This window comes from Pseudomonas sp. GNP013, assembly GCF_054343995.1.
In genome coordinates this window covers 5147879-5168004 of record NZ_JBTGUT010000001.1, presented here as the reverse complement: position 1 = coordinate 5168004, position 20126 = coordinate 5147879, and the positions used below count along the sequence as shown (strand labels likewise).

General features: G+C 62.0%; 19 protein-coding genes. 11 read left to right on the top strand and 8 right to left on the bottom strand.

What is annotated here, in order from left to right; all coding sequences use genetic code 11:
- Positions 1 to 81: 81 nt before the first annotated feature.
- Positions 82 to 2955 (bottom strand): putative bifunctional diguanylate cyclase/phosphodiesterase, encoded by a 2874-nt coding sequence (locus ACXX81_RS22765; protein WP_209986575.1) that lies wholly within the window; start codon positions 2953 to 2955, stop codon positions 82 to 84.
- 275 nt (positions 2956 to 3230) lie between these two features.
- Here ACXX81_RS22765 and uvrD point away from each other — a divergent pair, with 275 nt between their 5' ends.
- The 3 genes from uvrD to ACXX81_RS22750 all read left to right on the top strand — a co-directional run bounded on the left by uvrD (position 3231) and on the right by ACXX81_RS22750 (position 7020).
- Positions 3231 to 5414, top strand: a complete 2184-nt coding sequence (gene uvrD, locus ACXX81_RS22760; RefSeq protein WP_209986578.1) for a DNA helicase II — start codon at positions 3231 to 3233, stop codon at positions 5412 to 5414.
- Between the two features lie 189 nt (positions 5415 to 5603).
- The gene (locus ACXX81_RS22755; protein ID WP_209986582.1) at positions 5604 to 6476 is read left to right on the top strand and encodes a Tim44 domain-containing protein; all 873 of its coding nucleotides are present in this window, start codon (positions 5604 to 5606) and stop codon (positions 6474 to 6476) included.
- 136 nt (positions 6477 to 6612) lie between these two features.
- A complete protein-coding gene (locus ACXX81_RS22750) occupies positions 6613 to 7020 on the top strand; it encodes an SMI1/KNR4 family protein (protein ID WP_209986585.1) in 408 nt (135 codons plus the stop codon).
- A gap of 143 nt (positions 7021 to 7163) precedes the next feature.
- On the opposite strand, the gene ACXX81_RS22745 is transcribed toward ACXX81_RS22750, so the two are convergent.
- The gene (locus tag ACXX81_RS22745) at positions 7164 to 8927 is read right to left on the bottom strand and encodes a cation:proton antiporter (RefSeq protein WP_209986588.1); all 1764 of its coding nucleotides are present in this window, start codon (positions 8925 to 8927) and stop codon (positions 7164 to 7166) included.
- A 292-nt stretch (positions 8928 to 9219) separates the two neighbouring features.
- Here ACXX81_RS22745 and ACXX81_RS22740 point away from each other — a divergent pair, with 292 nt between their 5' ends.
- A complete protein-coding gene (locus ACXX81_RS22740; protein WP_028618540.1) occupies positions 9220 to 9696 on the top strand; it encodes an acyl-CoA thioesterase in 477 nt (158 codons plus the stop codon).
- A 60-nt stretch (positions 9697 to 9756) separates the two neighbouring features.
- On the opposite strand, the gene pdxY is transcribed toward ACXX81_RS22740, so the two are convergent.
- The gene (gene pdxY, locus ACXX81_RS22735; RefSeq protein WP_209986591.1) at positions 9757 to 10629 is read right to left on the bottom strand and encodes a pyridoxal kinase PdxY; all 873 of its coding nucleotides are present in this window, start codon (positions 10627 to 10629) and stop codon (positions 9757 to 9759) included.
- A 117-nt stretch (positions 10630 to 10746) separates the two neighbouring features.
- Here pdxY and ACXX81_RS22730 point away from each other — a divergent pair, with 117 nt between their 5' ends.
- Positions 10747 to 11142: a DUF3301 domain-containing protein gene (locus tag ACXX81_RS22730; protein WP_209986594.1), complete on the top strand. Its 396-nt coding sequence runs from the start codon at positions 10747 to 10749 to the stop codon at positions 11140 to 11142.
- On the opposite strand, the gene ACXX81_RS22725 is transcribed toward ACXX81_RS22730, so the two are convergent.
- Genes ACXX81_RS22725 through dksA form a run of 4 tightly spaced genes read right to left on the bottom strand, consistent with a single transcriptional unit; the run spans position 11136 to position 14424 of the window.
- On the bottom strand, positions 11136 to 12098 hold the full coding sequence (locus tag ACXX81_RS22725; protein WP_458572606.1) for a CobW family GTP-binding protein: 963 nt from the start codon (positions 12096 to 12098) through the stop codon (positions 11136 to 11138). The two genes, ACXX81_RS22730 and ACXX81_RS22725, sit on opposite strands and share 7 nt — an antisense overlap.
- A 44-nt stretch (positions 12099 to 12142) precedes the next feature.
- On the bottom strand, positions 12143 to 12787 hold the full coding sequence (locus ACXX81_RS22720) for a DUF1826 domain-containing protein (RefSeq protein ID WP_458572441.1): 645 nt from the start codon (positions 12785 to 12787) through the stop codon (positions 12143 to 12145).
- The gene (gene zigA, locus ACXX81_RS22715; RefSeq protein ID WP_209986600.1) at positions 12787 to 13992 is read right to left on the bottom strand and encodes a zinc metallochaperone GTPase ZigA; all 1206 of its coding nucleotides are present in this window, start codon (positions 13990 to 13992) and stop codon (positions 12787 to 12789) included. Before zigA ends, ACXX81_RS22720 begins: the two co-directional genes overlap by 1 nt.
- 27 nt (positions 13993 to 14019) lie before the next feature.
- The gene (gene dksA / locus ACXX81_RS22710) at positions 14020 to 14424 is read right to left on the bottom strand and encodes an RNA polymerase-binding protein DksA (RefSeq protein WP_057006282.1); all 405 of its coding nucleotides are present in this window, start codon (positions 14422 to 14424) and stop codon (positions 14020 to 14022) included.
- Between the two features lie 125 nt (positions 14425 to 14549).
- Between dksA and ACXX81_RS22705 the strand changes: the two genes are divergently transcribed.
- A complete protein-coding gene (locus tag ACXX81_RS22705) occupies positions 14550 to 14918 on the top strand; it encodes a glutamine synthetase (protein ID WP_209986605.1) in 369 nt (122 codons plus the stop codon).
- On the opposite strand, the gene ACXX81_RS22700 is transcribed toward ACXX81_RS22705, so the two are convergent.
- The gene (locus ACXX81_RS22700) at positions 14915 to 16126 is read right to left on the bottom strand and encodes an N-acetylmuramoyl-L-alanine amidase (protein ID WP_458572440.1); all 1212 of its coding nucleotides are present in this window, start codon (positions 16124 to 16126) and stop codon (positions 14915 to 14917) included. The two genes, ACXX81_RS22705 and ACXX81_RS22700, sit on opposite strands and share 4 nt — an antisense overlap.
- Before the next feature lie 128 nt (positions 16127 to 16254).
- Here ACXX81_RS22700 and folE2 point away from each other — a divergent pair, with 128 nt between their 5' ends.
- From folE2 to ACXX81_RS22675, 5 genes are read left to right on the top strand one after another with little or no spacing between them, the layout of a single operon-like run.
- Positions 16255 to 17145 (top strand): GTP cyclohydrolase FolE2, encoded by an 891-nt coding sequence (gene folE2 / locus ACXX81_RS22695; RefSeq protein WP_458572439.1) that lies wholly within the window; start codon positions 16255 to 16257, stop codon positions 17143 to 17145.
- On the top strand, positions 17142 to 17810 hold the full coding sequence (locus tag ACXX81_RS22690; RefSeq protein WP_322212215.1) for a metal ABC transporter ATP-binding protein: 669 nt from the start codon (positions 17142 to 17144) through the stop codon (positions 17808 to 17810). The genes folE2 and ACXX81_RS22690 overlap by 4 nt, the downstream gene beginning before the upstream one ends.
- On the top strand, positions 17810 to 18676 hold the full coding sequence (locus tag ACXX81_RS22685; protein ID WP_003231793.1) for a metal ABC transporter permease: 867 nt from the start codon (positions 17810 to 17812) through the stop codon (positions 18674 to 18676). Before ACXX81_RS22690 ends, ACXX81_RS22685 begins: the two co-directional genes overlap by 1 nt.
- 11 nt (positions 18677 to 18687) lie before the next feature.
- Positions 18688 to 19566: a metal ABC transporter substrate-binding protein gene (locus ACXX81_RS22680; protein ID WP_458572438.1), complete on the top strand. Its 879-nt coding sequence runs from the start codon at positions 18688 to 18690 to the stop codon at positions 19564 to 19566.
- Complete coding sequence (locus ACXX81_RS22675; RefSeq protein WP_003231797.1) at positions 19563 to 20123, top strand: gamma carbonic anhydrase family protein; 561 nt, start codon at positions 19563 to 19565, stop codon at positions 20121 to 20123. The genes ACXX81_RS22680 and ACXX81_RS22675 overlap by 4 nt, the downstream gene beginning before the upstream one ends.
- The last annotated feature ends 3 nt before the right edge of the window (positions 20124 to 20126 follow it).

Here is a 20126-nt window from a genome sequence, read left to right as displayed (position 1 = left end):
TTGATCCTTCACTAAATCGCCCCCTTCCCCTGTGAATCTGAGGCCACACATCATGTAGCACCAGGGGCGGACCCGACGTCGTTAAGGAAAATCTGCATTCTCGCGTAACAATTGCGCGAACTGTTCAGCCGGGATCGGCCGGCTGATCAGGTAGCCCTGCACCTCGTCGCACTGTTGCGCGCGCAGGAAATCCAGTTGCTGCTGATCTTCCACGCCCTCGGCCACCACCTTGAGCGCCAGGCCGTGGGCCATGGCGATGATTGCGCGGGTGATGGCCGCGTCTTCGCGCCCCTGCCCCAGCCCACGAATAAAGGTCTGGTCGATCTTCACGTAGTCCACGGGGATGCGTTTGAGGTAGCTCAGGGACGAATAGCCGGTGCCAAAATCGTCGATGGCCAGCTTCACCCCCAGGTCGCGCAGTTGCTGGAAGGTGGCGATGATGTGCTCGACGCTGTCGAGCAACTGGCTTTCCGTCAGCTCCAGCTCCAGGTATTGCGGGTCCAGGCCGGTTTCTTCGAGTACCTGGCGCACCAGACTGACCAGCTTGCCCTGGCGCAACTGATGCACCGACAGGTTCACCGACACCCGGATCGGCGCCAGCCCCTGGCGCTGCCACTCACAGGCTTGCCAGCAGGCCTGGCGCAGCACGAACTCGCCCAGCGGCACAATCAGGCCGGTCTCTTCGGCCAGGCCGATAAAATCCCCCGGCGGCACCATGCCCCACTGCGGATGCTCCCAGCGCACCAGCGCTTCGGCCGCATTGAGCGTGCCGCTGGCCAGGCACAGCTTGGGTTGGTAGAACACCGTGAGCTGACGCTCTTCGATGGCCTTGCGCAGGTGGTTTTCCAGCTGCAGACGCTCCAGGGTGCTGGCTTGCAGGCTGTCGGTGTAGAACTGGAAGTTATTGCCGCCCAGGTGCTTGGCGTGTTGCATGGCCATGTTCGATTGGCTGACCAGCTCGGAAATTTCCCGCGCGTTATCCGGCAACAGGCTGACCCCCATAGAGGCGCTGACCACCAATTCATGCCCCTCAACGGTCACCGGCACGCGCAGCTTGGCCAACAATCGCGTGGCCACCCGGGCCAGGCTGGAGAGGTTGCCGTAGGCGTCAAACAGCACGGCGAATTCGTCACCGGACAGGCGCGCGATGGTATCGGCCTCGGGCAAGGCATTGATCAGGCGCCTCGCCATCTTTTGCAACAACTGGTCGGCCACTTCATGGCCCAGGCTATCGTTGAGCAATTTGAAGCGGTCCAGGTTGATATGCAGCAACGCCAGGCTGCGGCCGCCCTGACGCACCCGCTGATGAGCCTCGCGCAGGCGCTCGCGAAACAGCGAGCGGTTGGCCAGCCCGGTCAATTCGTCGTAGTGAGTGAGGTAGCGCATGCGCTCCTCCGATTCACGCCTGGCGGAAAGATCGGCGAAGAAGCCCACGATATGGCTGACCTTGCCGCGAATATCGCGCACCACGTTCAGTTGCAGCCATTGCGGGTACAACTCGCCGTTCTTGCGCGTTTCCACCAGTTCACCTTGCCAGGTGCCATGGCTGAGCAGCGCCTGATGGATCAGCGGGAAGTGGCGTCGAGCGTCGCGGCTGCAGGGCAGCTCCACGACGTTGCGGCCGAGCATGTCGTCGATATCGAAGCCGGTGACCCGGCTGAAGGCCTGGTTGACAGCGATCAGCGCGTAATTCGGGTCAAGAATCACGATGCCTTCGCTGGCCGCCTCGAACACCGTCGAGGCCAGCCGCTGCTGCTCCTCCAAGACCTTGTCGGCGCTGATATCACGGCGCGTGCCGAGCATGCGGATCACGCGCCCGCTGGGTGAATGTTCCACCGCGCGGCCACGGTCTTCGATCCACACCCAGTGGCCATCGCCGTGGCGCACGCGGTATTGCACCTGATAGTCCTCGCTGCGGCCCTTGAGGTGATCCACCAGCGCACGCTTGAGCAGCGGCACATCCTCGGGGTGCAGGCGCGGCTTGAGATGGCTGAGCATGGCCGTGATGTACTCGGGTTCCAGGCCGAACAATTCCTTGAGGTGGGAGTGGTGGACTTCGTCGGTCTGCAGGTTCCAGTCCCACAGGCCCAGTTCGCTGGCTTGCAGGGCCATGGCCAGGCGCTCTTCGCTCTTATTCAGGGCGAGGCTGGCGGCATCCAGTTCCTGGCTGCGTTGCGCCACACGGTCCTGCAGGCCGATTTGCGCCTCGCGCAGGTCCTGTTCGACCTTGCGCCGCTGCTCGACTTCGCGCACCAGGTCCTGATTGAGCTGCTCGCTGCGCTGCTGGGCCTGTTGCAGGTGTTCGATCAAGGCCTGGTTCTGGAAGCGCCGCACCAGCCCGCGCTGGATCAGGCGGTTGACCTGCCAGGCGACCAGGCTGAGCGATGCCAGCAGAATTAGCCCGAGCACGGCCCAGCCACGTTGCTGCGCTGCGCCGTCCCAGAACAGATAGGCAATGGCCGGTACCAGGCACGGCAAGGCAAACGACAGGAATGCCGACAGACTCACGGCGTAGGCCACACTGGCCGACAAGGTGGCCGCCCCGAGCAGGCCGAACACCCAGGCCTGCTGCATGAAGCTGTCTTTGGGCACCAGGGCGATGGCGGCGATGGCCAGGGTCAGGCCGCTGACCGCCGAGCCGAGCATGAACATGCGCCGCCATACCGGTTGCGCCTGCCGACTGGGCATCGCCGAATCAAACGCCGCCACCTGAATCACGCGCATCGCCACCAGGGCAAGCAACCAGACCATCCACAGACTGTCGAGCAGGTATTGCCGGGGGTTCCACAGCAGCCAGGCACAGACCAGACCGTTCACCAACATCAATAGGGTCGGTAGCAGCGAGCCCTGATAAAGCAGGCGTGTGCGCTCGACCGCCATCTCGGTGGCGTAGTGCTTGCGGATAACCTGCGCGGGCGCGGCCGTGAGGCCAGACAGGTCAGTGCTGAGGGTCATAGGCGATGTTCTTATAATGGTGAGCCCGAACGTTCGCGGAGCATACACAAGCAAGTGCCCGGGCCAAACCGCCCTGTGCGATAAAAATCACCTGTCAAAGGCACGCAAAGCTGGGTCCAGAGGCCTTCAGCGAGACGCAGCGCGGGCTGTGGCCATGACTTACCGGTCATCCCATGCGAAAGAATGTTTACCGGACCACAGCGCGCCGCAGGTTTTCCGTCGACCGAGCGGCATTGGGATTTGCCCGACTCCCCCCGGCACCCTAGAATGCGTCGATGCGCGATGATCTCTCCCTTCTGCTGAACTCCCTCAACGATGCCCAACGCCAGGCCGTAGCCGCCCCCGTTGGCCGTCAGTTGGTCCTGGCCGGTGCTGGCTCCGGTAAAACCCGAGTGCTGGTGCACCGTATCGCCTGGTTGATCCAGGTCGAGAACGCGTCGCCGCACTCTATCCTGTCGGTGACTTTCACCAACAAGGCGGCTGCCGAGATGCGCCACCGCATCGAGCAGTTGATGGGCATCAGCCCGGCCGGCATGTGGGTGGGCACCTTCCACGGTTTGGCGCACCGCCTGTTGCGCGCGCACTGGCAGGAAGCGGGCCTGAGCCAGACCTTCCAGATCCTCGACAGCGACGACCAGCAACGCCTGGTCAAGCGGGTGATGCGCGAGCTGGGCCTGGACGAACAGCGCTGGCCCGCGCGCCAGGCGCAGTGGTTTATCAACGGCCAGAAAGACGAAGGCCTGCGCCCGCAGCATATTCAAGCCAGCGGCGATCTGTTCCTGGCCACCATGCGCAGCGTTTATGAAGCCTACGAGGCCGCCTGCCTGCGTGCCGGCGTGATCGACTTCTCCGAATTGCTGTTGCGCGCCCTCGACCTGTGGCGCGACAACCCGGGCCTGCTGGCGCATTACCAGAAACGCTTTCGCCACATTCTGGTGGATGAGTTCCAGGACACCAACGCCGTGCAGTACGCCTGGTTGCGCCTGCTGGCCAAGGGCGGTGACAGCCTGATGGTAGTGGGCGACGACGATCAGTCGATCTATGGCTGGCGCGGCGCGAAAATCGAGAACATCTACCAGTATTCCGATGACTTCCCGGACGCGGCCACCATCCGCCTGGAGCAGAACTACCGCTCCACCGCCGGTATCCTCAAAGCCGCCAATGCATTGATCGCCAACAACACCGGGCGCCTGGGCAAAGAGCTGTGGACAGACGGCGGCGAAGGCGAAGCGATCAACCTGTACGCCGCGTTCAACGAGCACGATGAAGCGCGCTACGTGGTGGAAACCATCGAAAGCGCGCTGAAAACCGGCCTGGCGCGCAGCGACATCGCCATTCTCTATCGCTCCAACGCCCAGTCGCGGGTGCTGGAAGAAGCCTTGCTGCGCGAACGTATCCCGTACCGCATCTATGGCGGCCAGCGCTTCTTCGAGCGCGCGGAAATCAAGAACGCCATGGCCTACCTGCGTCTGCTGGAAGGCCGTGGCAACGATGCGGCGCTGGAGCGGGTGATCAATATCCCGACGCGTGGCATCGGTGAAAAAACCGTTGAAGCGATCCGCGACCATGCGCGCCACGCCGATGTATCGATGTGGGAAGCCATGCGCTTGCTGATCGCCAATAAAGGCCTGACCGGCCGTGCGGCCGGGGCATTGGGCGGGTTTGTCGAGCTGATCGAGACCCTCGCCGCCAAGTGCATGGAAATGCCCCTGCACCTGATGACCCAGACCGTGATCGAACAGTCCGGGCTGATCGCCTATCACGAAGCGGAAAAAGGCGAGAAAGGCCAGGCCCGGGTAGAAAACCTTGAGGAACTGGTCAGCGCCGCGCGGGCGTTCGAAAATGCCGAGACCGAAGAAGACCTTACACCGCTCGCCGCGTTCCTCGGTCATGCCTCATTGGAGGCCGGCGACACGCAGGCCGACGAGCATGAAGACAGCGTCCAGCTGATGACCTTGCACAGCGCCAAGGGTCTGGAGTTTCCGTATGTGTTCCTGGTGGGCATGGAAGAGGGTCTGTTCCCGCACAAGATGAGCCTGGAAGAGCCGGGCCGCCTTGAGGAGGAGCGCCGTCTGGCCTATGTGGGCATCACCCGGGCGATGCAGAACCTGGTGATGACCTACGCCGAGACCCGGCGCCTGTATGGCAGCGAGACCTACAACAAGGTGTCGCGCTTCGTACGTGAAGTGCCGAAGGGGCTGATTCAGGAAGTGCGCCTGTCCAACAGCGTCAGCCGCCCGTTCGGCGGTGGCCAGCAACAGAACAGCAGCACCCTGTTTGCAGGGTCCGAGATTCCCGAAACCCAGTTCAGTCTGGGCCAGCAGGTGCGGCATTCGATTTTCGGCGAAGGGGTGATCCTCAACTTCGAAGGCGCCGGCGCCCAGGCTCGGGTGCAGGTGAACTTCGCCGAAGGCAGCAAGTGGCTGATGATGGGTTATGCCAAGCTCGAGGCGGTCTGACACATTTGCCTACATGAAGGCTGTTGGTCCGCCCTTGTTTTTAACGAGCGCGGGCCAATATCTGTAATTAGTCCTACAGACCCTTCGGAATAGGTCCTACGCAAAAGCCCGAAACACTCTGCCGCTAGCCACTGCCACAACACCTGTGCAACATGGCGCGCGTGCAATCCACAAATGGGAATTCCCTTTATGAAACGTTTTCTTAGCATCGCCATGGCGTTGTGCATCGGTTTGACGATGAGCATCGACGCCAACGCCAAACGCTTCGGTGGCGGCAAAAGCATGGGCTCGGCACCGACTCACCAAACCAGCCAAATGGCTCCTTCCGCGGGTGCCGGCGGTGCTGCAGCTACCGCAGGTGCAGCCGGTGCTGCTGGCGCTGCTGCCAAAGCCGGCGGTGCGTCGCGCTGGCTCGGCCCTCTGGCCGGCATCGCAGCCGGTGGCCTGCTGGCCTCCATGTTCATGGGCGGCGGCTTCCAGGGCATGCAGATTTTCGACATCCTGATCCTGGCGGTCATCGCCTTTGTGATCTTCCGCTTCATCGCCGCCCGTCGCCGCAAGCAGCAGGAGCATATGGCCCCGGCCGGCGCGCCGATGCAGCGTGAAGTCTTCGAGCAGAAGCCTGCGGCAATGGGTTCGATCTTCGGTGGTTCGGCAGCACAGGCTCCCGCTCGTCCGGTGATCAATGCACCGGCCTGGTTCAACGAGGAGCGTTTCGTCGAAGCGGCCCGCAGCCACTTCCAGTCCCTGCAACAGCACTGGGACGCCAACGAAATGGACAAGATCGCCGAGTTCGTGACCCCGCAACTGCTGGAGTTCCTCAAGCGCGAACGTGCCGAGATTGGCGACGCGTTCCAGTCGACCTACATCGACGACCTGCGCGTCCAGCTGGACGGTGTGGATGATCGCGCCGACAAGACCATCGCCACCCTGACCTTCAGCGGTGTGTCGAAGACCTCGCGCTTCGACCAGGGCGAAGCGTTCAGCGAAAGCTGGAACATGGAACGTCCGCAGGGCGAGAACCAGCCATGGCTGGTCGCCGGTATCCGCCAGAACAGCTGATACCCGCACGCTTGAGCATGCGGTAATAAAAAACCCCGGACTTGTCCGGGGTTTTCTATTTCACGGTTGCACTTATAGCGAGCTACTGTATAAAACGCCCCTATTAACCGCGCCATCTAGCAAGAGGATCCCGGCCGTGGAAGAAATCATCGAACAATTGCGTGAAGCCAACGAGCCCGTACCGGTTCCTCTGGAACTGCCTGACGAAGACCAACTGGTGGAAATCGAGGAACAACTGTTCATCGACATCCCGTTCGTCTTCCGCGAATTCCTGCTCACCGTCAGCGACGTGGTGTACGGCAGCCTGGAGCCGGTGACCGTCACCGACCCCCAATCGCACACCTACCTGCCGGAAGTGGCGGCCAACGCCTGGGATGCCGGCGTGGACCGCAGCCTGATCCCGATCTGTCAGGACGGCGACGACTATTACTGCGTCGAGGAAGACGGCACTGTGGTGCTGTGGTCCGCTGAAGAAGAACTGGTCCAGGAAGAAACCTGGGAATCGGTGTGGCACTGGGCGCGGGACGTCTGGCTGGAAAGCTGATCGCGACTGCATGGGCACAGCCAAGCCGATTCAAATGTGGGAGGGGGCCTGCTCCCGATAGCGGTGGATCAGTCAACACCCTCAGTGACTGACACACGACATCGGGAGCAAGCCCCCTCCCACATTGGATACTCAGCGCATCCTCAGTGCTCCGACGTATCCTTATGGTTATCCAGCGTCTCCAGCAACGCCACCTGCATCCGCGTATGCACGCGGATGAACCAGCGCCAGAGCACCGCCGCCACCGCCGCCGTCACCACGGCAATCAACACCAGCAACTTGTTGGTCGGCAAAATGCTGGCTGACAAAGCTGCCAGCAGCACGAAAATCACCAGCAGCGACAGAATCGGAATCAGCTCCGCGATCACCCGTCGCACACGCTGGGTATGCCGCCCGGCCATCTCCGGCTTCACGCTCATCTCGGCCAGCAACATCGACAGTGCCTTGAGCTTGCGGTACGCCGCAATCAGAAACGGCAGCGACAGCAGCAACGCCCCACCCCAGATCAGAGCCTTCTGCCAGCTTGGATCGCTGATCCAGCCTTCCAGATAACCTCCGATGCGCGCCGCAAAAAAACTGCCGGTGAAGAAAATCGCAATCACCAGCGCCAGGTTCACCCCCACCTGCAGGATGATCTTGCGGATCATCGACGCCAGCATCGCGCCCTCGCCTTGCGGCTGGATACTGCGCAACCACTCGCCGTACAGGCCAAACACCCGGCTCAAGCGCGTGGGCATTACGGCGGCAATCTTCAGTGACAGCGGGTCGGCACTGCGAATCAGGTAGGGCGTGAGCAAGGTGGTGATCACCGAGACGGCCACCGCCACCGGGTAAAGAAAGTCGCTGGTTACCTGCAACGTCATCCCCAGCGCGGCGATGATGAAGGAAAACTCACCAATCTGTGACAGCCCCATGCCCACGCGCAGTGAGGTGCGGCCGTCATTGCCGGCAATAAACGCCCCGAGGCCGCAGGACAACATCTTCCCCAGCACCACCGCCACGGTGATCACCGCGATCGGCCAGGCGTATTGGAGCAGGATCTGCGGGTCGATCATCAAGCCGATCGCTACGAAGAAGATAGCGCTGAACATGTCGCGAACCGGCTCGATCAGGCGCTCGATCTTAATCAACTGGCGGGACTCGGCCATGATCGCGCCAATCAGGAACGCCCCCAGCACCATGCTGTATTCCAGCTTGACCACCAGCAGGCAGAAGCCGAAACACAGGCCCAACACGGTGATCAGCAGCATTTCGTTACTTTCGAACCTCGCCACATAGGCCAGCAAGCGCGGCACCAGCAGAATGCCGATCACCAGCGCCACAATCATGAACAGCGAGAGCTTGCCGACCGTGGAAAACACCTCGCCGGAGCTGACCGTGCCACTGACGGCGATGCTCGACAGCAAGGCGATGATGCCGATACCCAGGATGTCCTCGACGATCAACACGCCGAAAATCAGCTGGGCAAAGCGCTGGTTCTTCATCTTCAGGTCATTGAGCGCCTTGACGATGATGGTGGTCGAGGAAATGGCCAGGATTGCCCCGAGGAACAGCGAGTCCATGGTGTTCCAGTCGAACCACTGACCGATCTCGTAGCCGATCCAGATCATCAGGATGATTTCGAGGAACGCCGCGATAAACGCCGTGGCGCCCACCTTGAACAACTTGCGCAGGCTGAATTCCAGGCCCAGGCAGAACATCAGGAAGATCACCCCCAGCTCGGCGAGGGTCTTGATGGTGTCTTCGTCATGGATCAGACCGAACGGCGGGGTGTGCGGGCCGATGATGAAGCCGGCGACGATGTAACCGAGTACCACCGGCTGCTTGAGTCGGTGAAACAAGATGGTGACCACCCCTGCCACCAGCATGATCACGGCCAGGTCCTGAATAAAGCTGATGGCGTGCATGGCGAGGGGCTCCTTGAGGGTACTGGCGCTTTTCCCACTTCCGCTCGCGCCGCTGAGCAGTCGCCAAGAGCGGAAGGAAAAGTCTACCTTGAACGTAAGAAATGCCCTGAGATGGGCGTTTGAAGGTTAACACCGCGACTTCCAGTGAAAAGCCGGTGCAATATATGGAAACAATCGCTGCGGGGCGTGACGGCAAGCCGCCCGTCGGCGTCCCGTTACCGATAGCGCTGCAAATGATTCCAGCACCCGCAGAGGTGCCTCCCCAACCAATGCCTACAACCGTGAGTGTGCTATGGAACCCGGAAACGCCCAACTGTCGATGACGGTATTGATGACCCCAGACATGGCCAACTTCTCAGGCAATGTCCACGGCGGCACATTGCTCAAGTACCTCGACGAAGTGGCCTACGCTTGTGCCAGCCGTTATGCCGGCCGTTATGTAGTCACCTTGTCGGTCGACCAGGTGATTTTTCGCGAACCGATTCATGTCGGCGAACTGGTGACCTTCCTCGCGTCAGTCAACTACACCGGCAATACCTCGATGGAAGTGGGCATCAAGGTGGTGACCGAGAACATCCGCGAACGCTCGGTGCGCCACACCAACAGTTGCTTCTTCACCATGGTGGCAGTGGACGACCAGCGCAAACCCGCCGCCGTGCCGCCGCTGCAACCGCAGAACAGCGAAGACAAGCGCCGCTTCGTGCAGGCCCAGCAGCGCCGGCAGATTCGCCAGGAGTTGGAAAAGCGCTATCAGGAAATCAAAGGCTGACAGGCTCACCGAATCAAAATATGGAAGGGGACTTGCCCCCTCCCACATTTTTCTGCGTGCTTATAGACCGATCGGCGTGGCCTCAAACCGCACGCGCGGGTGGGCGATTCGATCCTGGGCCCGCACCAGCTCCAACTCGTAACTGGCGCAGGCCTGGGTTTCCAGCAGCACCTCATGCACCGCCGCAGCGGTGAATTCGAACGCCGCCAGCAAGCTGTCGCCCAGCAGCACCCGCGCCAGGAACAGCCCCGAGGTCAGGTCGCCCACGCCCACCGGTTGGCGCGGGAATGCCAGCAGCGGCCGACGCAAGTGCCAACTGCCGTCGGCGGTCACCAGCAGCATCTCGAAGCCGTCCGGCAACTTGCCCGGGTAATCGAGGTGCTTGACCAACACCGCCTTTGGCCCCCGCGCCAGCAAGGCCTTGGCCATCGCCAGGCAATCGAACAATGACTGCGGCTTGCGCCCGGCAAAGCTGTCCAGCTCGAGCTGGTTGGGGCAGAGAAAATCGGCCATGGCGGCAGCTTCATCCAGCAAGAAATCACTGACCTCCTGAGGCACGACGCAGCCTTTCTCCGCATGGCCCATCACCGGGTCGCACAGGTACAGGGCTTTGGGGTTGATCGCCTTGATGCGCGCCACGCCGGTGAGGATCGCGCGGCCCTGAGCGGCGCTGCCCAGGTAGCCAGAAAGAATGGCGTCGCAGTTGCCCAGTTCGCCAATCGCCGCAATGCCTTCCACCAGCGCAGGAATCTGCTGCGGCGCCAGCACCTCGCCGGCCCACTGACCATACTGGGTGTGGTTGGAGAACTGCACCGTGTTGAGCGGCCAGACATTCACCCCGACCCGCTGCATGGGGAATACGGCGGCGCTGTTTCCGGCGTGGCCAAAGACCACATGAGACTGGATCGCAAGCAGATGGGGTGTACGTTTCATGCAGGAAATGTCCATAAAGCCGTTGAAATTCCGGCCGCGCAGTATGCGACTAAACGCAGCCTGTACGACAGACCGGCGACACAGTTAAGCTGCTCTCACTTTGTTGGAGTTCATCGCATGCTGACCCTGGGAAACATCTTCGTGTTGATGCTGCTGGCGACCGGCGCCGCCTGGGTCTGGCACAACCACGGCTTGCGCGAGCGTGCGCTGGCGCGGGTCAAGCAGCATTGCGCCCGGCTCGACATCGAACTGCTCGATGGCGCGGTGGCGCTCAAGCGCATCGGTTTTGTGAAGGACGCCAACGGTCGACGGCGCCTGGCGCGGATCTACAATTTTGAATTCACCGTGACCGGCGAAACCCGCCACGCCGGTGTCATCACGCAGTTCGGCGCTCACAGCGCGCAAATCGAGCTGGCGCCCTACCCGTTCGAAGCCAAAGAGCCATTGCCCAGTGCAGAGGTGATCGAGCTGAGCCAATGGCGCCAGGATCATCCGGCCAAGAACCGTCAATAACGGCAGGCGGCAAGTGCAGTCTGCAACGCGGCGACTGCCTGTGGTTCGCTGAAGATCAATTCGATACGCGAGTCCCGCCGCCATTCGCTGGTCTGCAAGACGAGCACGCTGTTATCCACAGCGTTGGCCGAGACCCAGCCTTGGGTGCTGTGGATAACCAGCTTGGCGCGGCGCCAATCCAAACCTGACAGCCAGTGCTGCAGGCGCTCAACGTCAAAGCGCTGGCTCGGATGCCAGCGCCAACCGATGCTCCAGCCGCCCTCCTGGCCCTGGCTCAAGCAGATGGGCAGTGCGGGATCGCTCCAGATCGCCGGCAGTTGCGCCAACCCCTTGGGCACTTCGACGTTATCCACAGCCGCTTCGGCCTGCGTGTTCAAACCGGGCAGATACTCAATCGGCAGTTGCGCCTGGCGCGTCCAATACACTTCACAATCGGGTAATTGCCGCTCGATGGCCTGGCGCTGTTCGGTTTCCAGCCCCTCATCCTTGTTCAACACCAACAGACCCGCGCTGGCCAATGCCTCCTGCTGCGCAGGCGGCAGGGGTTTGCCCGACGCCAGCGCCTGGGCATCCAGCACCAGCACACAAGGCTGAACCGCCAGCACGTCCTGCCACGGCGTCTCGCGCAGTTGTTTGAGCAACTGCGCCGGGTGGCCCAAGCCTGAGGGCTCGATAAACAACCGGTCCGGCCTGGCCTTGCGCAACAGGCGGCCAAGGCCTACCTGAAACGGCGCACCATTGACGCAACACAGGCAGCCGCCCGCCACTTCGCCCAAGGCGATACCGTCGTCGTCCTGGGTGAGCAAGGCAGCGTCCAGGCCGATCTGCCCGAACTCGTTGATCAGCACCGCCCAGCGCTCATTGGCCGGGCGCTGGGCGAGCAGCTGCTTGATCAGGCTGGTCTTGCCGGCGCCCAGGGGGCCGGCGATCACGTGGGTAGGAATGTTCTGCAGCATCGTGGGCATCGTTCAGGCCGTGTAGAGCGCTTGATCCTACGCGGTTATGCCAGCCAATCCAGCGTCAGGATCAATCGGCGCTCGCCGGCTTTGAGGGCGGGCGAGCGATGAATCAGACCGTGCGCGTCGTTGCCATGCCATTGGGTGCCTTTGAGCAGGGCCACTTCGCCGCACTGGACCTGTTCGATGCGCTCGCTGGGTTCGGCCTCCGGCTGGCCGAGTGCGCGCCGGTCCATCACGCCCTCGCGCACCCATTGGCTGCCGATACCGGCGTAGGTGGTGATCAGCCGCACCGGCACATGGTCCACGTGAAAGCGCGGGCACATGGCTTTGTCCAGCAGCCGCAGGCGCACGCCGATACGTTTGGCCCCGAGCAGGCAGGCAAACGCGCTGACCAGCCATGACACATCGGCGATGAAGCCCTCATATCCTTCAAGATCGCTGCAACTGGACGCCAAACCCTGCAAATTCGGCATCGCGTCTTCATCATTGAGTTCGATGACCATGGCGTCGGCCAGCGGCTCATCGAGCGCCACCAGCAACTGGCCGAATTCAGCAATATGCAGCGGCAGCTGACGCTGCCACAGCGCCAGGTTCACGCCGTCTTCGAGGATGTCGGACAGCGCCAGCGGGGTTTCTCCGCGCGTCTGGCGCACTACGGGACGCAGTTGGATGATCGGCGCAAGCATCAGGCGGCCTCTTCATACCAGGGGCCAAATGGATCGGCCAACACGCGCCATCCTTCGACGCCCAGGGCCATTTCTTCGTCGGTGAGCAAACAGGCATCCAGCTCGGCACGCATCAGTGCGAAATCGATGTTCTGCCCAATGAACACCAGCTCCTGACGGCAGTCGCCGGTGCTCAGCTGCCAGTTGCCCATGATCGCTGCGACGCTTTCCTTGTCCTCGGGCCACTGGCTTTTCGGCACGAAGCGCCACCAGCGTCCGGCAAAACCGTGACGCATCAAGCCACCGGCCTGGGACCAACTGCCCGCATCCTGATGCTTGCTGGCCAACCAGAAAAAACCCTTGGAGCGCAGCAGCTTGCCGTTGACCCAGGGACGGTCGATAAAGTCGAAAAAGCGCTGCGGGTGAAACGGGCGACGCGCGCGGTAAGCGGTGGACGCGATGCCGTACTCTTCGGTTTCCGGCACATGCTCGCCGCGCAACTCCTGCAGCCAGCCTGGGGCCTGGGCTGCGCGTTCGAAGTCAAAGCGGCCGGTGTTGAGGATCTTGTTCAGCGGCACGTCGCCCATGACCATCGGGATGATTTCGGCCTGGGCGTTCAGACGTTCGAGGATGGCCATCAGCTCTTCGCGTTCGTGGCTGCTGATCAGGTCGATCTTGCTGATCAGGATGACGTCGGCGAATTCGATCTGTTCGATCAACAGGTCGGTGATGGAGCGCTCGTCGTCTTCGCCCAGGGTTTCGCCGCGTGAGGCCAGGCTTTCAGCCGCCTGGTAATCGAGCAGGAAGTTCATGCCATCAACCACGGTGACCATGGTGTCCAGCCGCGCGATATCCGCCAGGCTTTGGTCGTTTTCATCGCGAAAAGTGAAGGTTTCAGCCACCGGCAGCGGTTCGGAAATGCCGGTGGACTCGATCAGCAGGTAATCGAACCGGCCCTCTTTGGCGAGCTTGGTGACTTCTTCGAGCAGGTCTTCACGCAAGGTGCAGCAGATGCAGCCATTGCTCATCTCCACCAGCTTTTCTTCGGAACGGTTGAGGGTGACGTCGCGCTGCACTTCGCTGCCGTCGATGTTGATTTCGCTCATGTCGTTGACGATCACCGCCACCCGCAGGTTTTCGCGGTTGCGCAGGACATGGTTGAGCAGCGTGCTTTTACCGGCGCCGAGAAAGCCGGACAACACGGTCACGGGGAGACGATTGGGCATCAGGTTTTCCTCATCAGGGTTGGCCGGTCAAACAGCCCGTTTATGGCGTTCGCGCAGCTCTTCACGTTCTTTGGCTTCGATACACAGGGTGGCGGTGGGGCGCAGCAGCAAGCGTTGCAGGCCGATCGGTTCACCGGTTTCCCGGCACCAGCCGTATTCGCCACGCGCCAGCAACTCGAGGGCGTCGTCGATCTTGTCCAGCAGCTTCTTTTCCCGCTCCAGCAGGCGCAGTTGCCATTGGCGCTGTTCTTCGGCACTGCCCACATCGGCGGGGTCGCTGTTGGTTTCCTGCTCGCGCAGCACCAAAAATTCGGCTTCGATGCGCACTTGCAACGCCTTGCGTTGGGCCATCAACAACGCACGGAAGAAGCTTTGCTGGGCTTCATTCATGTAATCGTCAGGCGATTGGGCCAGGAGTTCTTGTTCAGTCATGGGCAGCGGTTCACGGGTGGGGCTGGCTTTTAATGTTATAGTATAACAACACAAATAAGCCAATCCCCTTGTCTGCGGCGACGAAGGGCGCAATGCTTGCCCACTGTTCACTCCCGAGAAACCTTATGAAATACCTGGTGTGCGCCCTGTTATTGGCAACGGCAGGACCGGCCTGTGCCGAGGTTCCGAACCTGCTGGCCAACTGCACGCGCAGCGCCACCCTGCTGGCCTGCGTCGATCCGCTGGGCAATGCCTACAGCGTGGCCACGGTGGGCAGCACCACGTATCTGCGCGGGTTCGAGGTGATCGGCAAACGTTACTGGGCACAGACCAACAGCCGTTACGGGCAACTGACGTTCTTTACCGGGCTGGCCTCCGATGGCGAGGCGTGGGTGGGCTACACGCGGCGCGTGGGCTGGACGACGATCAACCGGTTTTCCAGTTCAGGTGGGGCCAGCGCTAAATTCACCTGCAGCCGGATAACCGGCTGCTAGACCTGGCCGTTCTTCTGTTCCTGGGCCCACGCCATGTAGCTGTTCATGGGCGGGTTCTTCTGGAAATATCTTTTCAGGCCCTCGAACAACCCATCCGCCACCGCCTGTTGATGACGCGCCGTGACCAGCCGCGCACTGTCCCGTGCGTTGGAGATGAACCCGGTTTCCACCAGGATCGATGGCACGTCAGGTGACTTGAGCACCGCAAACCCGGCCTGTTCCACGCGCTTTTGATGCAGGCTGGTAATACCCTCCAGGCTGCCCAGGATCGAGTGGCCCAGTTGCAGGCTGGACGCGATGGTGGCGTTCATCGACATGTCGAGAATCACCCCGGCCAGCATCGGGTCCTTGTCCTTGAGGTTCAGCAGGCTGGTGGCGCCCAGCAGGTCGGCACCGTTTTCCCGCTGCGCCATGAACCGCGCGGTGGCGGACGTGGCGCCGCCTTCGGACAACGCATACACCGAGGCGCCCGACGCGGTGATACGCGGCGCCGCATCCGCATGCACCGAGATAAACATGTCGGCATTGTGTTTGTGCGCAATCTCCACGCGCTTGCGCAGGGGCACGAAAAAGTCGTCGTTGCGCACCAGCTTCACGTCAAAGCCCTTCTCGCGCTTCAAGCGTTTGGCCAGCAGTTGGGCAATCGACAACACCACGTCTTTTTCGCGCTGGCCCTTGGAGCCCACGGCGCCCGGGTCCTTGCCGCCATGGCCGGGGTCGACCACCACAATGATGTCGCGCCGGGGGTGGGTTTTATCCACAGGCGCCACCAACGGTGCGGGTTCGGCGGCGATCTGCCGCGGTGCATGGGTAATGCCGCTGAGGTCCAGCACCAGGCGATGGCCCTGGCCGTCCTGAGGCGGTAACAGGAAGCTGTTGAGCTGCATCGGTGAGGCCAGGTCCAACACGATCCGTGTGTCGTTGGTGCCGAAGTGCCCCGAGCGAATCGAGGTAATCCCACTGTTCTTCAGCATCAGCTGAGAGAAATCACCCGTCAGACCGGCGCCGCTCAAGTCGATGATCACGCGCTCCGGGGCAGTCAGGGAAAAGGTCTTGTATTGCACCGGCCCGCTGAGATCGAACACCAGCCGCAGCTTGTCTGCCGAGCGCCACAAGCGGGCGTTGCGAATCTGCGTAGCGTGGGCCGCGAACGGCAGGGTAAATAACGGGCTGACCAGGAGCAGGTTGAGGAGCTGACGTCTGTGCATGACCTATACCGCAAATAAAGGAGCGTCCCTGCTCGACATGACTGAGCAAAACCTGGAGCAGAAAATTAATCGTCGACCTTGTCGTTATACTATAACATGTCTAAATATTTCCAACGACGGACCTGCTCATGAATGCGCTGACTCTGCCGGATATCGCCGCGCAGGCTTCACGCCAGGCCATGCCACTGGACTGGGTGGGCATGTGCGGCATCGCCCTGCCCATCCTGTTCGACGGCCAACGTCTGCCTGCCACCGCCGACGCCGGCGTGAGCCTGGATGACGGCGCCACCCGTGGCATTCACATGTCACGCCTGTACCTGGCGCTGGAGCTGCTCGACCAGCAAACCCTCACGCCTGCACTTCTGCGCAATGTACTGCAGCGCTTTCTCGACAGTCATGAAGATTTATCTAAGAACGCCTACCTGCGCATCCACACCGATTTGCTGCTCAAACGCCCGGCCCTGGTCAGCCCTCTGGCAGGCTGGAAAAGCTATCCGGTGAGCATCGAAGCGCGTCTGGAAAATCAGATGTTCCACGTGGAACTAAAAATTGACGTGAGTTACTCCTCAACCTGCCCTTGCTCCGCTGCCCTCGCCAGGCAGTTGATTCAACGGCAATTTCTCGATGACTTCGGTGACAAGCCGCTGCAGCACGAAGCCGTAATGACCTGGCTCGGCAGCGCCAATGGCATCGTTGCCACGCCCCACAGCCAACGCAGCAGTGCGCAACTGCATGTCGAACTGCAAGGCGAGCACCTGCCATTGGTCGACCTGATCAACGGCGCCGAAGCCGCCCTTGGCACCGCCGTACAAACCGCCGTAAAGCGTGCAGACGAACAAGCCTTCGCCCTGGCCAATGGGCAGAACCTGATGTTCTGCGAAGACGCCGCCCGCCGCCTGAACCTCGCCTTGAAACGCTCGGACGCCGTCAAAGCCTTCCACCTCAAAGTGATCCACGCCGAAAGCCTGCACGCGCACGATGCCGTGGCCGAAAGCCGCTGGACGAGAAACCCTGCATGATCACCTGCACTGCCCTGCGCTGGGGCGCCCCCGGCCAACCGCTCACACCCGCCATCGATTTCACCCTGGAAAAAGGCAGCCTCACCGGCGTCATAGGCCCCAATGGCTGCGGCAAGAGCAGCCTGCTCAAAGTCATCGCCGGCTTGCAGAAACCGCTGGCCGGGAAAGTCGTCGTGGAAGTGCCACGTCGTGGCGGCCTGGCGTTCCTGCCCCAGCAGCAACAGCTCGACCGCCAGTTCCCGATCAACTTGCAGGAACTGGTCGCCGCCGGTTTCTGGGGCGCGCGGCTTTCTGCTGCGCAGCGCAGCGAACGCCTGCAAGCGGTGCTCGAAGACTGGTGCCTCAGCGGCCTGGAGCTGCGCCCGTTGATGGCGTTGTCCGGCGGCCAATTGCAACGTGCCCTGCTTGCCCGCATGAGCCTGGCCGACTCGCCCGTGCTGCTGCTCGACGAGCCCCACGCCGCCCTCGACGAAGAAGGCCAGGCGCTGTGCTGGAATCACATTCACGCCTGGCATGCCGAAGGTCGCACGGTGGTGGTCGTTTGCCACGACCTGGCCTCGGTGCGTCATCACACCCAGAAGGTGCTGCAGATCAAAAGCAACGGCTGCGTGTTCGGCTCAAGCAAAGAGCTGATTCGCGCGCAACCTCAGATGCAGGTGGCCTGATGCATTTTGCCGCTCACCTGTGGATGCCGTTTCTCGATTTTGTGTTCATGCGTCGCGCCCTCATCGGCGGCCTGGTACTGGCCTGCAGCACTGCGCCACTGGGGGTGTTCCTGATCCTGCGGCGTATGAGCCTGATCGGTGACGCCGTCGCCCACGGCATCCTGCCCGGCGCGGCACTGGGCTTCTGGTTCGCCGGGCTGAGCCTGCCCGCGCTGACCATCGGCGGTCTCGGCGCCGGCCTGAGCATGGCCGGCCTGTCGGCGTGGATCACCCGTCGCACCGGCCTGCGCGAAGACGCCAGCCTGGCCGCCATCTACCCCATCTCCCTCGCCGCCGGCGTGCTGATCCTCGGCATCGCCGGCAAACGCCTGGACCTGCTGCACCTGCTGTTCGGCTCCGCCCTGGCGGTGGACGAAACCACCCTCACCGGCATGCTCTGGGTCTCCAGCTTCAGCCTGCTCGCCATGGCACTGATCTACAAACCGCTGCTGCTGGACACGCTGGATCCGCTGTTCCTGCAAACCGTCAGCCGCCTGGGGCCACTGGCCCACGGCTTATTCCTGACCCTGGTGGTGCTGAACCTGGTGATCGGCTTCCAGGCCATCGGCGCATTGATGGTGGTGGGCCTGATGATGCTGCCGGCCATCGCCTCACGTTTCTGGAGCCGGCGCCTGCCGGTGTTGATCGCAATATCGGCGGTGCTGGGATGCCTGTCGGTATGGCTTGGCTTGTTGCTGTCGTTTTACTACTCGCTGCCCAGCGGCCCGGCCATCGTGCTGGTGGCTGGCGGCGGGTATCTGCTGTCCGTGGTCTTTGGTCCGGTGCACGGCCTGCTGCGCCGCCCGCCCTTGCTTACATCCCAATGAGGTGTTTCCCGATGCGCGCTCTACTCGTGCTGTTCAGCCTGCTGCTGCCGCTGTCGATGGCCCATGCCGCCGACAAACTCCAGGTGGTCACCAGCTTCAGTATTCTCGATGACATCACCCACCAGATCGGTGGCGATCACATCCAGATCAGCAACATGGTCGGCCCCGACGCCGACGCCCACACCTACGAACCCACGCCGGATGATGCCAAGGCGCTGCTCAAGGCCAAACTGATCATCAAGAACGGCCTGGGCTTCGAGCCGTGGCTGGACCGCCTGATCACCAGCACCGAAACCAAGGCCACGGTGGTCACTGCCAGCAAAGGCGTGATTTCCCACACCATGGACGAAGACGGCGAAACCATTCCCGACCCGCACGCCTGGCACAACCTGGCCAATGCCGAAATCTACGTGAACAACATCACCAAGGCCCTGATCGCTGCCGACCCGGCCAACCAGGCCGACTACCAGCGCAACAGCCAGGCCTACCTGAAAGAAATCTACCGCCTGCTGGCTGAAGCCAAGGCCAAGTTCGGCGCACTGCCTGCGGGTAACCGCCGCATCGTCACTTCCCATGACGCCTTTGGTTACCTGGGCCAGGCCTACGGTATTCAGTTCCTCGCGCCCCAGGGCTTGTCCACCGAGCGTGAACCGTCCGCCACCGAAGTGGCTGCGCTGATCACGCAGATCCGCAAAGACAAGGTCAAGGCCGTGTTCATGGAAAACATCAAGGATTCGCGCCTGCTCAAGCAGATCGCTGACGAAAGCGGTGCGCAGATCGGCGGCACGCTGTACTCAGACGCCTTGGCCGCCGAAGGCCCTGCCAGCACCTTCACCGGGTTGTTCGAATACAACCTCAACACGCTTTGTGCAGCGTTGAGCAAACCATGATCCGTAAAAATCCCTCGGGCGACCTGCCGGTCATTGCCGAATCGGCCTACGTCGATAAGACCGCAATCATCTGCGGCAAAGTCATCATCGGCGAGAACGTGTTCGTCGGCCCCTACGCCGTGATCCGCGCCGACGAAGTCGACGCCAGCGGCGCCATGGACCCCATCACCATTGGCGCCAACTCCAACATCCAGGACGGCGTGGTCATCCACTCCAAATCCGGTGCGGCGGTGACCATCGGCGAGTTCACGTCCATCGCGCACCGCTCCATCGTCCACGGCCCCTGCACGGTGGGTGACCGCGTGTTTATCGGCTTCAACAGCGTGCTGTTCAATTGCGTCGTCGGCGACGGCTGCGTGGTGCGCCACAACTCGGTGGTCGACGGTCGCGATTTGCCCGACGCGTTCTACGTGCCCTCCACTACCCGCATCGGGCCGAATACCGACCTGTCGCAATTCCCGCCGGTGAGTGTCAGCGCCTCGGAGTTTTCCGAAGACGTGGCCCGTACCAACGTCGACCTGGTGCGAGGTTATAAAGCCCTGCAAAACGAGTTCTGAACC

Bases quoted from the DNA above. Each gene is read 5' to 3' on its own strand.
- ACXX81_RS22705 (WP_209986605.1), top strand. From the start codon at position 14,550: ATGAAATACCTGGTGTGCGCCCTGTTATTGGCAACGGCAGGACCGGCC.
- folE2 (WP_458572439.1), top strand. From the start codon at position 16,255: ATGAATGCGCTGACTCTGCCGGATATCGCCGCGCAGGCTTCACGCCAG.
- ACXX81_RS22690 (WP_322212215.1), top strand. From the start codon at position 17,142: ATGATCACCTGCACTGCCCTGCGCTGGGGCGCCCCCGGCCAACCGCTC.
- zigA (WP_209986600.1), bottom strand. From the start codon at position 13,992: ATGCCCAATCGTCTCCCCGTGACCGTGTTGTCCGGCTTTCTCGGCGCC.
- ACXX81_RS22675 (WP_003231797.1), top strand. From the start codon at position 19,563: ATGATCCGTAAAAATCCCTCGGGCGACCTGCCGGTCATTGCCGAATCG.
- ACXX81_RS22685 (WP_003231793.1), top strand. From the start codon at position 17,810: ATGCATTTTGCCGCTCACCTGTGGATGCCGTTTCTCGATTTTGTGTTC.
- dksA (WP_057006282.1), bottom strand. From the start codon at position 14,424: ATGACTGAACAAGAACTCCTGGCCCAATCGCCTGACGATTACATGAAT.
- uvrD (WP_209986578.1), top strand. From the start codon at position 3,231: ATGCGCGATGATCTCTCCCTTCTGCTGAACTCCCTCAACGATGCCCAA.
- pdxY (WP_209986591.1), bottom strand. From the start codon at position 10,629: ATGAAACGTACACCCCATCTGCTTGCGATCCAGTCTCATGTGGTCTTT.
- ACXX81_RS22680 (WP_458572438.1), top strand. From the start codon at position 18,688: ATGCGCGCTCTACTCGTGCTGTTCAGCCTGCTGCTGCCGCTGTCGATG.
- ACXX81_RS22730 (WP_209986594.1), top strand. From the start codon at position 10,747: ATGCTGACCCTGGGAAACATCTTCGTGTTGATGCTGCTGGCGACCGGC.
- ACXX81_RS22745 (WP_209986588.1), bottom strand. From the start codon at position 8,927: ATGCACGCCATCAGCTTTATTCAGGACCTGGCCGTGATCATGCTGGTG.
- ACXX81_RS22700 (WP_458572440.1), bottom strand. From the start codon at position 16,126: ATGCACAGACGTCAGCTCCTCAACCTGCTCCTGGTCAGCCCGTTATTT.
- ACXX81_RS22725 (WP_458572606.1), bottom strand. From the start codon at position 12,098: ATGCTGCAGAACATTCCTACCCACGTGATCGCCGGCCCCCTGGGCGCC.
- ACXX81_RS22755 (WP_209986582.1), top strand. From the start codon at position 5,604: ATGAAACGTTTTCTTAGCATCGCCATGGCGTTGTGCATCGGTTTGACG.
- ACXX81_RS22740 (WP_028618540.1), top strand. From the start codon at position 9,220: ATGGAACCCGGAAACGCCCAACTGTCGATGACGGTATTGATGACCCCA.
- ACXX81_RS22765 (WP_209986575.1), bottom strand. From the start codon at position 2,955: ATGACCCTCAGCACTGACCTGTCTGGCCTCACGGCCGCGCCCGCGCAG.
- ACXX81_RS22720 (WP_458572441.1), bottom strand. From the start codon at position 12,787: ATGCTTGCGCCGATCATCCAACTGCGTCCCGTAGTGCGCCAGACGCGC.